Origin of the sequence: Maribacter aquimaris (assembly GCF_014596745.1) — a bacterium.
GTDB lineage: Bacteria > Bacteroidota > Bacteroidia > Flavobacteriales > Flavobacteriaceae > Maribacter_A > Maribacter_A aquimaris.
Genome location: NZ_JABTCF010000001.1, coordinates 594,842 through 609,090, shown reverse-complemented (window position 1 = coordinate 609,090; position 14,249 = coordinate 594,842). Strand labels below are relative to the sequence as shown.

Genomic DNA, 14,249 nt, shown 5'->3' with positions numbered 1-14,249 from the left:
GGTTTATAAGTTGAAATTGGGTTTTTGATAAAATGCCAATGCAAAAATTACATACATTGAAGGATTTTCTGGTGATTAGTGAGTTAAACGGCGAAAAAAAATAGCTGCCATTTGGCAGCTATTTTTTTAAAACCTTGGAACACTCTTATATGCATTTACTATTATGCATATTTTGGTATGTTAAGAGGTGTTTCTTTATTAATTTTTCTTCAGTTGTACCTCGGCTTGTACGGCAACATCACTCCATGTTTTGCTTACCCCATCAGTACCCGTGTGTAATTCCTTACAGGCTTTATTGATGGAAGCAACGGCATCAAGGGCGTTCCAATTTTCCAAATCCATTACGCCCTTGAATGTGATTTTATTTTCAGAATCCATGGTGTACTCGAGTGGAATATTTGCGGTTTCACCATTTAGCGTAACGTCTATGGAACATTTGTTGTCAGCAGTGGTTTTAAAGATTCCTGATATAAGCTCGGTGTTTTTAAGGACGCCAAAAAAGAACTTCAACAACTTAGGGTCTCTGGTTTCTGTAGGGTCATTTGTGAATAAACTGCTTACCGGGATGCTAAACTCAGTGCCGTTCAAAGCCTCTAAAGGCGTTGCTCCGGATTTGGTATTCGTAATATTGATATCCTTGAACTGGCCACCAACGGGAACTTTTTCCGTAGTCTTATAGGCAGTGAATCCTACTTTGGTCGAATCCTTGACCAAGGTAAAGGAATCACTCATGACTTCTTTGGATTCTTTCTGTTGCTCTGTATTTTCTTTCTTGGCTTGTTTGCAACTAAAACCTAAAATCAAAAGCATGCCTAAGGCCAATAAATTAATTCTTTTCATCATCATGATTTTTTAAAATTATTTAAAAGTACTGTTGAACACCTATGATAGATGACCACATTTATTGCAATATTAAAGATAAATGAAAAAAGAAGCTCTTTTTGAAGGGATTAATTCTTAGGATTGACCTTTAAATCGACAATCAACCATAAGCAGGTAAGGTCCAATTGGTGCTGGATTTTGATTTTTATCTTACTCTGTGTGCTGTAGCATACGAATGTTTCACGGGCGAAAAGCGCCATTTTTTAAGAGGTTGATTGGGACTGTCGAATAGTGGAAATAGGGGTAATCTGATAAAAATGTAAAAGCTGCCATAAAAGCAGCTTTTACCATTGGTTTTTTAGGTTTTATTGGATAATGCCCGTACAACTGATACGCGCACCGGCATCGCCACTTGGTTGTGATACAAAATCATCTACACCTTGATGCACAATAACGGCCTTACCTACAATATTCATGTTTTGGTCATCGCAACCAATACACCATTGGTCGGTTGAAAACGTGAGGGTAGCGTTGCCTTCCTCATTCGCTACGAAGTTGCCGATATCCCCTTTGTGATAGCCTTCTGCCGCACCCCATTTTCCATGTGGTTCGTGTGTGGGATTCCAATGACCCCCGGTCGATTTGCCATCATTGGAGGAGCAATCCGCCTTTTCATGCAAATGGATAGCGTGTTTTCCAGGGGTAAGTCCCGAAAAATTGGCAATCATGGTTACTTCGTCATCCTCTTGGGTAAAAGTTACCTCACCCTTAACGGTACTATCACTCTTGGGTTCCATGGTGAAGCTGATAGTCTCCACGGATTCTTCCTGAACAACATCCTTTACGACTTTTTCGGTAGCTTCTTTCTTAGTCTTTTTACAGCTGAAACCAGCCATTAGGACAAATGCTAATGCAAAAAAATATAATTTTTTCATGCTACTTTGTTTTAGGTTAGGTATTAAAGTTAATTAATTATCGTAATAAGGCAATTTTCGGTCTATCGGAATTCGATTTTTTCCCGTAGTAAAAGGGTTATGGATGCCAATTTACTTGATGAGTTTGCTGATAACCTGAACTTCGTTATGTAAGGTTTTGTGCACGGGACATTTGTCAGCGATCTGGAGCAAGCGGTCGAGTTGTTTTTCATCAAAATCCCCTGAAATCTTGATATCTCGATGAAAAGTGTCGATTTTAGCAGTCGATGATTCACAATCCTCACAGTCCTTAGCATGTGTTTTGCTGTACGATGTGTGTACTTCAACATTTTCAATATGCCAGTTTTTGCGTTTCGCATACATTTGCAATGTCATGGCGGTACAGGCCGATAGCCCGGCGGACACCAATTCATAGGGGGAAGGACCGTAATCATTGCCCCCATAACTAACGGGTTCATCCGCAGAGAGGTAATGGTTACCAACTTTCATTCGGGTGGTGAATCCATCTTCAAAATCCAAACTGGCCATTACTTGGTGGTCGCTTTCGATCAAATGTTCATCATCATCAATCGATAGGTACCTTTTTGCCCACCCGGCTATACTATCGCCCACATAAAGGGAATCTTTCCTGTTCATTAACAAGTGGTCCGCTCCATCCAAGGAAATGAAACTTTTGGGATGATGGGCCGCTTTATAAATTTCCTCCGCGTTTTTTATACCCACAGTGGTATCTTGTGGTGAATGTAGAATAAGCAGGGGTTTGCGCAAATTTTTCACGGTAGCCGACAGGGTGTTTTGTTGGAGGTCATCCAAAAATTGCTTTTTAATGGTGAAATCCCTTCCACCTATATTTACCAAAGCTTTCCCATTATGCTCAATTTCATCAATTCCATTGCGCAATAAATGTTTTACATGTTCGGGATCTGAAGGGGCCCCAATCGTGGCAACGGCCTGTATGGAGTCTATTTGTGCGGCAGCGAAAATAGCGGCAGCGCCTCCCAAGGAATGCCCAATTAATAGGGTGGGGGCTTGGTAGTTGGCCTTCAAATGGTCCGAGGCAGCAATCAAATCCTCAACATTTCCTGAAAAATTGGTATCCGCAAAGTCACCTTCGCTTTCCCCTAGTCCTGTGAAATCGAAACGGAGAACCCCAAAACCACTTGAGGTTAGGGCCTTACTGATATTTCGAATCGCTGTCAGATTTTTGTTACAGGTAAAACAATGGGCGAAAATCGCAAAGTTATGTGCATCTTGGTTGGCAGGTAGTTCTAATCGTCCTACCAATGATTTTCCATCCTTGTTCTTGAAGATTACTTTTTGCAGATTCATTATAGTCAAGTTTTTATGATATTTCTAATAGGTCGCAAAATATCCAAAATACTTAACCTGAACGTTTTATTCCATATTAGTTTTTTGTCGTAAATCGGTTTTGAAAAGAACCCCAATTCGAAGAATGTCATCAGCGCGGTTCGCTAAATGGTTTTTTATATAGCCTACTTCAATCTTAAAATTCGGATTTATACGATATCCGATTCCCGTATGTAATCTATTCTGATTAAAAACATCTTCATGTATATCAAGGAAAATCTCATCAAAAACCTTGATGTAAAACTTATCCGAAATTGGATGGATCAGCAGTAATCGATATCGCATTCTATTGACAAAATCGGTAATCCCATCTTTGTTTATCCACCGGTGTTCTATTCGGTAACGGTGCGAAATACTTAATTTTTTTATTTTTCTCTTAAGGCATATTTCTTCATAAGGTCTGTTCTCAGAGACACTGATGTTTGTCCGTGTTTCCGAATAATGGTGAACATAACCGGCACCTACCGATATATTGGGGGTAAGATGATAGCCCAGTCCGATTTTATAGAATTGATTGTCCAAGACATCGAAAATTTCATAATGATGTAACCTAAATTCGGTGACAATATCTAAATTTTCGGATATTTTATTGTCCCCGTACAGCATAATCCATGTGCCCCATTTGTCTTCGGTGGTGTTCTGGGAACTTAATAGGGATGAAAATAGAAGGGAAAGTAACAGTAGGCCCCGCTTCATGATGGTCGTTTTTATAGGTAAAGGATTTGGTTGTATCAAGCCTGAACATATAGAATGCCTTAAGGCGAAATTTGAAGCTGCAAATGTACTTTTGTGCTGAAAAGGAAAACCTGATAAAAGTCAAGTTTCTGTATAATTTTTGTTTTTTTAAACGGTATTGCGATTTTGAATTAAGGGGGAGTCCAAGGATCCATTTAAAAACCAAACAGAAAAAACCCCTTCTGTTTATAGAAGGGGCGTATTTTTAAGATATGTGATTTTTATTCCAGATGGAATGTTTTTATGGATTTAAAAGGACTGACTTTCTGTTTTTCAATGTCGTCCTTATAAGGCTTCCACTTTTCATTGAAGAATGTATTGGTCTCTTGCAGTGCTTTTTTCAGTTCGTCCTCTGCAAAACGGATCAGTTGTTTTTCAGTTGTTGTAATTCCCGATTTTCGGGTACGGGAATAAAAACTGGCATTCCCAATACGCTGCATTACGGTTATTTCCGGGTTTCTGGTGATACCTTGTCTTTTATCTTCCTTGCCCAGATATAAGGCGATGACTGTATCTATAGCCTTTGCCATCTCCTTGGAGGCTTTTATTTGGTCTTTATATTTTTCATTATCGAGGGTTTTAAGTTCTTTTAGGTATTTGTTGGCAATGTCCTTGCTTTCCACCAATTGTTTTACGGCATCCGCAGCCGTTTGGGTATAGGACTCCAACTTTTTTGAACTGTCGTAAACTTCATTGATCGAGGCCAAGGAAACATTCAATCTCGGATCCGATTTCACTTCGATCATTGTCTCATCGGTTAACGCTCCATAGGAAACTTTTATCTTGTAAGTCCCTGGTTTTACAGTAGTGCCTCCGCGTTCATCTTTGCTTTTTGGTAGCTTCCTTGAAGGTCGGTCCGGGCCTTTTTCGTCCATAGCCCAATATATACGATGGAACCCAGCCTTTTCTGGGGTTTTCTTCTTAATGGTTCGTATCAATCTATCCCCATCATAGAACTGGAACATGATGGAATCTTTTTTCTGTACCCCGGTCAGTTTATCCTTTTTGCTTTCAACACTGTCGGAGTCAACGGTTGCTTCTGATTTTGTTTGGGTCGAATCCTTATCCTTCTTAGGTGATTCTTTCTTTCCTTCCTTTAAAAAATAGGTGATCATCGCACCTTTTTTCCGGTTTTCGGCATTATAAAGGGCATCTGCCCCAAAGCGGCTTCCCGTCGGTTGTTGGTATGCGGCTTGGTATGCCGTAGGTGGAGTGAAGATTTTGATGTCTTTTTGCAGCATGGTTTTATCAGCGGCCAAAGCCCTTAACGGACGGATATCATCCAGAACCCATGCAGCGCGTCCGAACGTACCTATGACCAAATCATGTTCCCTAGGATGGATTACCAAATCCTTGGTAGAGACCGTAGGGAAGCCTTCTGTCCATTTTTGCCATTTCTCTCCAGCATTAAAGGAAATATAGAGCCCGTCATCAGTTCCTAAGAACATAAGATTAGGGTTTTCTATATCCTCTATGATCGATAGGGTGTAGCTCGCTACGTCATTGCCATCAACGATACGTTCCCATGTTTTTCCGTAGTTTTTGGTGCGGTAGGCATAAGGGGTGTAATTGAATCGCCTATAATCGTTGGCAATTAATAGTGCTTCGCCCTTATTCTTGTTTGAAGGTTTAATTTGTGGTATCCAACTACCTTTAGGTAAGCCTTTTATGTTTTGTGTAACCTCGGTCCAGGTGGCACCTCCATTTAGGGTATAATGAACGCGGCCGTCGTCGGTACCTACCCAAAGCATATCTTTTTCTACAGGGGATGGTTCAATGACCAAAATGGTACAATGGTTTTCGGCACCTGTGGCATCCATGGTTAGACCACCACTTTCCGATTGTTTTTGCTTTTCAGGGTCATTGGTTGTCAAATCCGGGGAAATCACCTTCCAAGTAAGGCCCTTGTCGGTGCTTTTGTGTACAAATTGACTACCGAAGTATACCGTATTAGTATCAAAGAGATCTTTACCAATGGCCGCATTCCAATTAAAACGGAGTTTGGTATCGGCATCAGGAGGGGTGGGGCGTACAATATAATTATTACCGGTAACATGGTCATAACGCTGCACGAAACCTTGCTGGCTCATGGTATATCCATATCTTGAATCATCTAGGTCGGGCACGACATCAAAGCCATCCCCAAAACTGATTTCCTGCCAATAACTGTTTCGTATGCCTTGGTCTTTCCACACATAGGCAGGGCCCCGCCATGAACCATTGTCTTGCATTCCCCCATATACATTATACGGGTATTCATTGTCCGTATTGATATGATAGAATTGGGCTACGGGTAAATTTCCTATAAACCGCCATGTTTTACCACCATCTTTGGTAATGTTCAACCCACCATCATTACCGTTCATCATAAACTGTCCGTTATCTGGGTGTATCCACCATGCGTGGTGGTCGGGATGCACACCATTGGTGGCATTATAGGCGGGCATGAGCTGGGAAAAGTTCTTGCCTCCATCCTGTGAAACATTTACATAGGTAAATACCGAATATACCCGATTTTCATTTTGGGGATCTACATGAATTTCCGAGTAATAAAAAGGACGGTCCCCGATATCGGCCTTATCATTGATTTTCTTCCATGTAAAACCGCCGTCTTCCGATTTGTAGAGTGCATTCTTTTTTGCTTCTATCAGGGCATAAACGATATTGGGTTTACTTGGGGCTATAGCGATACCAATTCGGCCTAATTCCCCTTTGGGGAGTCCATCTTCCTCCGTTAGTTTTTTCCAGTTTTTACCGCCGTCGTGGGTCATGTAAAGCCCGCTACCTTCACCACCTGATTTAAAGAACCATGGGTCTCTTTTGTGTTCCCACATGGCGGCGATCAATTTATTGGGATTCGTTGGGTCCATAATCAAATCGGCAACCCCTGTCTTGTTGTTGACAAAAAGTATCTTTTCCCAAGTTTCACCACCATCAGTGGTTTTGTAAACCCCTCTTTCGGCATGCTCACCCCATGGGGAACCAATGGCGCCCACATAAATGGTGTTTGGATTCATGGGGTCGATTTTGATACGATGTATATGACGGGTTTTTTCAAGACCCATCGATTTCCATGATTTTCCTCCATCCAAGGATTTGAAAATGCCATAACCTCCATTTAAACTATTTCGGGGATTTCCTTCCCCGGTACCTACCCATATTACAGAGGGATTGGATTGTTGAATGGCAACTGCACCGATTGAAGCGGTGACTTCCTTGTCAAAAATAGGGTTCCATTGTATTCCTCCTGAAGTTGATTTCCAAAGTCCGCCCGAAGCCGTACCCACATACATAATGTCTGGTGCGTCTTGTACCACATCGATGGCGGTAACCCGACCACTCATACCCCCGGGACCAATATTCCTAGGTTTTAAGTCCTGTACCAGGTCCATTTTAAATTCTTGTGCAAAAATTGTAATAGATGCCATTAGCATCACTAGGGAGAGGATTCTTCTCATTGGTTTAGGTAAGTTAATTAGTCTCGTAAATATAAATAAATCTTTTGGGGGATTCATTAAATACTTGTTAATGAATTCAATACTTCCCCGAAGTGCTGCGCTGTCAAAGGCTATTCCACCCGTATCCAAACTTCATCCGTATCATTATTGATTCCTGTTTGGATAAGCGTGTCTTTTTTTACATCCAATTCAAACAGTTGTGTTTCACCCAACAGGTATAAACTACTACTATTGGCGAAAGTGTTGGTTTCTGAGAAGATAGTGTCATTCCTTAAATACCGGCCTCCTTGATAAGAATCCAATTTATTGGTTAGGATATTCGTTTCGGACATGGACCAATAGCCGTTTGCCAAGGTTTTTATACGGGTGAATGTAGCTGAGGCGGCTGGTTTTTTCCCTTTTCGACTGTAGTATTTCCATGTGCCGTTTAATGGGGCATCCCGTTTTTCGGTAGCCGTCCTACTTTTCAAGGGATATCCATTTTTTTTCGCAATTTCCGCCAAACGTTTATTGATTTCTACCTTGGGAATAAAATGGCCTTTACGAAATACGGCTGATAGGTCTTTTAGATTGTCCATATCGTCAAGAGGGTTTGCGTTAAGCAAAATCAAATCGGCTTCCAGTCCCTCCTTTACCTGACCGAATACTCCTTCCTTATTGAAAAATTTAGCCGGATTTATGGTGCCGGATTGAATAATCTCCAAAGGAGTAAGCCCAGCAGCCAATAAGCCATCTATTTCGCGGTGGATGGAGAATCCAGGTACGTTGAAAACTTGTGGGGCATCGGAACCTAAAAGCATACCGACCCCTCCTTTTTGTAGTTTCTGAATGAGTTGTTTGCGAATGGCATCGAATTTTTGCCATTGCTTAGTATTAAAACCGGTGGCGGTACCTGTTGTGGCAATCTTACGCTTTTTCCAATCGGCCAAGGTCTTCGAAGGCATATATTGCATCTCGGGTTGTCGCAATAGTTCATCGGCTGTAATAGGGGCAAACCAGCGCTCGAAAAGGCTTTGGGTGGGTACGACCCAGACCTTGTTTTCTTTTGTCAAGGCGACCAACCCATCAATCTTCAAAGTATCGGCCAAGGGTGTAAAGGCATATCCGAAAAAACCGTTGTCCCCAGGTTTTACATTGGCCGATTCAGGTACCAAGCCCTCCAAAAATCCATCAATATGGTCAATGGAGGCATAGTGGCTCTCCAGGGCGTGGTGAATACCGACATCGACAGGAACATGTCCGGCAAATGGAATACCCACTTGCTTGGCAGTCTTAACCAGCTGGTCGAATACCTCACGTTTGATTCCAGGGTGTATTTTTAAAAAATCGTAGCCGTCTTTTTGATATGTGGTGACTACTGAAATAGCCTCCTCGACCGAGGTAACTGATTTTCCGTTCAATGACGGACTCGAAGTGAAGATACGTGGACTTGGCAGTTCGCCGGATTCGGCATTGTTACGCAATACCAAATGGGTGGGGTGGCCTAACATTCCTCGAATGGTTGTAATGCCATTGGCCAAATATAAAAAGAGAACATCCTCAATCTGTTCATTGTTTTCAGAAGGGTGCGGAATGTGGGCATGCATTTCAGAAAGCCCTGGCATTAAATATTGGTCCTTGCCATCCACCATGGTTTCGTAGCGGTTTCGATTCTTTTGATGTTCGAAAATACTTTTAATCCGCCCCGAATCAATAACCACGTCCTTATGTTCCTGTATTTTTCCTGTGGCGACATCCAAAACATTCACATCGATGATGATGGTTCCTTTTTCAGCTTTATTCGTACAGGCCAACATAACAATGGCGACTAGGAAGAGAACGCATTTTTTCATGCTTATAAAATTAGGATTGTTTCATTGAATATGGAAAGCGGTTTGTTGTTTTTTCATAAAAACCCTAATAAGTCGTGGATGTCAGGATAATTATCCTAAAAACAAATCCATATATAAGTCGGGATTAGTCAATAAAAAAGGTTTTATCGATTGATTGACTTTCTTATGAGTACAAAAACAAAAATCAGCAGGGAGTAACCAATGAAAAAAGGGATTATGAGGTGTATTTGGTCGAAGATCAGGAATAGTGCTATTAGCAATAATTGAAAACCAAGACCAAAACAGGAGATGGCGGTCATAAACCAATTGGGCCATCGATGGTCATAAATGGCTTTTCGGTCTAACCAATAAATGGTTTTATCAAAAACGCTATAGAGCAATAGGTATAAATTAAAGAACAGGTTCACCCTGCTTTGTTTTTCCCCTTTCATGGCTTTTGGGGTTTTCGTTTCAAAAATACGACTGGTCGTATCACCGTTGTGCTTGTTTCGAAGAATGACATAATAATAATTGTATAACGTACCTTGTAATTGTAAGCCGATAAATGCGAGAATGGCATACATTATTGAGCCTTTGGTCACATGCCATATAGCCAGGATAATCATGAAGTTCAATAGAATATCGGATATGGAATCAAAATACCTTCCGGTATAGGAGGGCGTTTTTTTTATTCGTGCCAATTCCCCGTCAGCAGCATCGAGAATGGATTTTAAGATCAAGAAGAAGGCAGCTATCCAATAGTGATGGTTTACGAGGAAGGCAATGGCCAGCAAGCCTGAGATAATAAAACTTATGGTTATGTGAATCGGCGTTACGGCGGTATTTTTAAAATAGGCGGCAATACCCTTGGCTATAGGACGACCGTAATCGGATATATCAAAAAATTGGTTCGCTTTGGGCAATTTCGACATATTAAAATCTTTACGGTTTGGATTTCAGGCTTTCGTAGGTTCTATTTAAAACAATGATGCTATTTTAAAACAGCGTATCCAGGTATGGATATTTATAACCATTCCATCGTTTTTTTGTGTCATTCCAAGAAAGCATTTGGGCAGGCACTATATCTATGCCTATATTTATCGGCTTCGGGTATAATTTAAAGATAGGATTAAATAATGAAAAGGATATTGTTTTTGATGATGATTGCGGGGGTTTTTATGCTTGCAGGTTGTAATACGAAAAGGGAGGGAAAGCCAAAGGTCTTGGTTTTTTCAAAAACTATGGGCTATAAACATGCTTCAATCTTAAAAGGAACCGAGGCTATTCAGCAATTAGGTCAGAAAAATGGTTTTGTGGTCGATACAACCAAGAATGCCGTTCTCTTTACCGATGAAAACCTGAAACAATATTCAGCGATTGTTTTTCTAAGTACTACCGGAAATATCCTAGATCATTATCAGGAAGCGGCTTTTGAACGTTACATTCAATCCGGGGGTGGTTTTGTAGGCATTCATGCCGCTACGGATACAGAGTACGATTGGGGGTGGTACAATAAATTGGTAGGCGGACAATTTCTCAGCCATCCATCGGGCACACCCAATTCAAACTTTATTATCAAGGACAATTCTTTTATGGCCACCAAGCATTTTAAGGATTCGATATGGAACCGGAATGATGAACTGTATAATTTCAAAAATTTGAATCCTAAGGTCCATGTTCTGGTAACCGTTGATGAAACGACCTATGAAGGTGGTGTGAATGGTGGTGACCACCCAATGAGTTGGTATCATGAATATGATGGTGGAAGGGCATTCTATACGGCAGCGGGGCATACTGAGGCAAGTTATTCGGAGGAAAAATTCCTAAAGCATATATTGGGAGGTATACAATATGCCATCGGGAATAATCGAAAGTTGGATTATTCCAAGGCCCGAACGCAAATTCCACCGGAAATGGACCGTTTTACAAAGGTTACCTTGACTGGCGGGGAGTTCTTTGAGCCAACCGAAATGGCCGTGTTGCCCAATAATGATGTATTGGTTGCCCAACGAAGGGGCGAAGTACTACTCTATGACGAAGATGTAAACGAACTACGCCAAGTTGCAAAACTCGATGTTTATTATAAGGCTCTGTATACCCCGGGCGTAAATGTGGAAAATGGGTTGTTGGGGTTGCAAAAAGATCCTGATTTTTCCGAAAATCATTGGGTTTATCTCTATTATAGTCCAACTGGGGATAAATGGGTAAACCGCTTGTCGCGATTCAAGTTCAAGGAAGGTGTTTTTAATATGGAATCTGAACAGATTATACTTGAAATAAATACCCAACGTGAGGTTTGTTGCCATACAGGAGGTTCCATAGCTTTTGGTCCTGATAAGCTGTTGTATTTGTCTTTAGGGGATAATTCAACCCCCTTTAATGAAAAGGGTGCAGCCTATGTTTCCAAGGGGTATGCGCCTTTAAACGATATTCCGGGGAAGGAGCAATATGATGCAAGGCGTTCTTCAGGAAATACCAATGATCTTAGGGGTAAGATTTTAAGAATCAAGGTAAATGAGGATGGCACCTATGATATACCCGAGGGTAATCTTTTTCCAGTGGGAACCAAAAATGCTAGGCCAGAGATTTATACGATGGGACACCGTAATCCATACCGTATTGCAGTGGATCCTAAAAAAGGTTATTTATATTGGGGCGATGTAGGTCCAGATGCCCGTGAGGATGATTTTGAAAACCGGGGTCCAAAGGGGTATGACGAGATGAATCAGGCACGGGAAGCGGGTAATTTTGGTTGGCCCTTGTTTGTTGGTGATAATAAACCATATAAGGATTATGATTATAGCAGTGGTATTTCGGGGGACACCTTTGACCCACTAAAACCTATAAACGATTCCAGAAACAATACTGGCTTACGGGAATTGCCGCCGGCCATAGGAGCTTATGTATATTATCCTTACGACCATTCCGGGGAATTTCCCCAGGTAGGAACAGGGGGAAGGAATGCCATGGCTGGACCAACCTATTATTCTGATTTATATCCTAAGGGAGGTGGATTACCTTCCTATTATGATGGAAAAGTACTGGTTTATGATTGGATGAGGGGTTGGATGAAAGCGGTTACCCTCTTTGAGGATGGTACATTTAATAAAATGGAGCCTTTCGCGTCGGAGATAGCATTGAACAACCTGATAGATATGGAAATGAGCCCTGATGGACGGGTATATCTTTTGGAATACGGTACCGGATGGTTTCAACAGAATGAAAATTCGGGATTGGGGTATATTCAATACAACGGAGGAAATCGCCCACCGGTAATCAAAGGCATATCACTTGATAAAACCTCGGGTAAATTACCTTTAACCATATCGGCAACCGTTGATGTGAAAGACCTCGAAAATGACCCGCTCAACTATTTGTGGAATCTTGGCAATGGGGAGACCTTGGAGACCCGGAACCCCGAACTTACCTATACCTATTCTAAGGCCGGTGGATATCTGGTATCGGTCGAGGTCAAGGATGACAAGAATGCAATGGCGGTAAGTGAAAAGGTATCCATTGTTGCAGGTAATACGCGACCTGAAGTGGCTATAGAAATAGGAGGAGGAAATCCATCGTTTTATGATGAAGGGACACCGGTTCAGTATAAAGTTTCGGTGACCGATGCCGATGGTGGCACCATCAATCCGTCAAATATTTATGTTTCTGTAGATTATTTGAGCGGTATGGATAAAGTAAACATCTCCCAAGGCCATCAACAGGTTTCTGCCGCAGCGATGGGCAAGGCCCTTACGCAATCGATGGACTGTAAATCATGTCATAAGGAAATAGGGGCGTCTATAGGACCGGCATATCAAAGTGTTGCGGAAAAGTACAAGAATGACCCCGAGGCAATGACGTATTTGCAAAAAAAGATTGCAGCAGGGGGATCTGGCGTTTGGGGAGAAGTGGTGATGCCGGCACATACGGCTATTACGGATGATGAAACGCGGCAAATTATCCTATACATTCAATCATTGGTAAAAGTGAATTCGGAAAAGGAATCATTACCACCCTCAGGAAGTATTCTCCCAACACCTTCGGTGGGGGATAATGTTATGGTAATCACCGCAAGTTATACAGATAAAGGGGAAGGCAGTGGCATCCCATTGACGGGTACAGGTTCAGTTGTATTGACCAATGCACGGAATGTGGATAAATGACCGGTGGTTGACTAAGCCAAAATTAAGGTTATCGGCTATTCAAGGGTGGAATCTATAATAGGATTTATGGGTCGAACGTGTTGGATTATTCTTTGTTCAGCCAAGCCATGGCCTTTTTTCGATTCTTGAAAATAGCAGCCTCCAATCCTAGCTTGTTCACAGCGTAAACATAGAACTTGACTTTTATTTTGGTACTCATATCCTTAGGCTCGATCAGTGATACTTTTGAGCCTAAAGGGATGTCCCATTCTGGAAAGTGTTTGTTGAGAAGCTCGAATATCTCACCCCTACTGAATTTGGGCAGAAAACTAGAACAATCAACCAAATATTTGATGGTATTGTGTTTTTTTGCAGATTCCATAATACTTAAGACAGCCTCAACCCAGGAATCGTAATCCATAACCCCTTCCAAAGTTAGCTCCAATCTATTTTCTACGCTGTGGTGTTCAGATTTCCAACCCATAATGCTTTGTGTTTACCATTCCATTGAAAAATCCAATAAAATAGCCCTAAAGAGGAAACGCGCTATGACGCATTATACTTATTGAATATAAGGGAATAGTTGTATATAACTAATAAATTACGAAATATACCAGTAACCTAGTATCATATAGGAGCTGTTTGATGAAATGTTATAAGAGAATGAAATAATAATAGCAAATTATGCATTTGGGCTTGTAAGGGAACAAGTCGTTGTATTCTTTTAAGGCATGTAAGTAGATGATTAGGTGATTATTAAAAAAAAGTACCGGTTTTATTGTCAAGGCATTCCTGAAAGAAATTGTTATTGCCTCATAATGATTGATTGGAAAAAATACAAAGCATGATAATTGTTAGCTTTTAAGCCATAAGGAAAGGATAGCTTTGCCATATAAATAAAACAAAGTATGAGTACAAGCAAAACCTGTATCGTTTGTAAAAAATCTTCAAACGAAATCCCAGTGACAAAGTTTTATTACA

General features: G+C 41.2%; 9 protein-coding genes. 1 reads left to right on the top strand and 8 read right to left on the bottom strand.

From position 1 onward, the window contains the following. Window positions 1-198: 198 nt before the first annotated feature. The 7 genes from HPE56_RS02665 to HPE56_RS02635 all read right to left on the bottom strand — a co-directional run bounded on the left by HPE56_RS02665 (window position 199) and on the right by HPE56_RS02635 (window position 10,061). A complete protein-coding gene (locus HPE56_RS02665) occupies window positions 199-840 on the bottom strand; it encodes a YceI family protein (protein WP_188242502.1) in 642 nt (213 codons plus the stop codon). A gap of 347 nt (window positions 841-1,187) precedes the next feature. After that, window positions 1,188-1,757, bottom strand: a complete 570-nt coding sequence (locus HPE56_RS02660) for a superoxide dismutase family protein (protein WP_188242210.1) — start codon at window positions 1,755-1,757, stop codon at window positions 1,188-1,190. A gap of 111 nt (window positions 1,758-1,868) precedes the next feature. Then, window positions 1,869-3,086, bottom strand: coding sequence for a bifunctional alpha/beta hydrolase/OsmC family protein (locus tag HPE56_RS02655; RefSeq protein WP_188242209.1), 1,218 nt, complete (start codon window positions 3,084-3,086; stop codon window positions 1,869-1,871). A 66-nt stretch (window positions 3,087-3,152) separates the two neighbouring features. Further along, window positions 3,153-3,821: a DUF2490 domain-containing protein gene (locus HPE56_RS02650; protein ID WP_188242208.1), complete on the bottom strand. Its 669-nt coding sequence runs from the start codon at window positions 3,819-3,821 to the stop codon at window positions 3,153-3,155. Window positions 3,822-4,081: 260 nt separating this feature from the next. Then, window positions 4,082-7,318, bottom strand: coding sequence for a WD40/YVTN/BNR-like repeat-containing protein (locus tag HPE56_RS02645; protein ID WP_188242207.1), 3,237 nt, complete (start codon window positions 7,316-7,318; stop codon window positions 4,082-4,084). Window positions 7,319-7,428: 110 nt separating this feature from the next. Further along, window positions 7,429-9,150 (bottom strand): amidohydrolase family protein, encoded by a 1,722-nt coding sequence (locus HPE56_RS02640; RefSeq protein WP_188242206.1) that lies wholly within the window; start codon window positions 9,148-9,150, stop codon window positions 7,429-7,431. A 143-nt stretch (window positions 9,151-9,293) separates the two neighbouring features. Next, window positions 9,294-10,061 (bottom strand): CDP-alcohol phosphatidyltransferase family protein, encoded by a 768-nt coding sequence (locus HPE56_RS02635; RefSeq protein ID WP_188242205.1) that lies wholly within the window; start codon window positions 10,059-10,061, stop codon window positions 9,294-9,296. Window positions 10,062-10,265: 204 nt separating this feature from the next. On the opposite strand from HPE56_RS02635, the gene HPE56_RS02630 reads away from it, so the two are divergent. Continuing rightward, entirely contained in the window at window positions 10,266-13,289 is a 3,024-nt protein-coding gene (locus tag HPE56_RS02630; protein WP_188242204.1) for a ThuA domain-containing protein, read from the top strand. An 85-nt stretch (window positions 13,290-13,374) separates the two neighbouring features. On the opposite strand, the gene HPE56_RS02625 is transcribed toward HPE56_RS02630, so the two are convergent. Continuing rightward, entirely contained in the window at window positions 13,375-13,752 is a 378-nt protein-coding gene (locus HPE56_RS02625; RefSeq protein WP_188242203.1) for a hypothetical protein, read from the bottom strand. Window positions 13,753-14,249 lie beyond the last annotated feature (497 nt).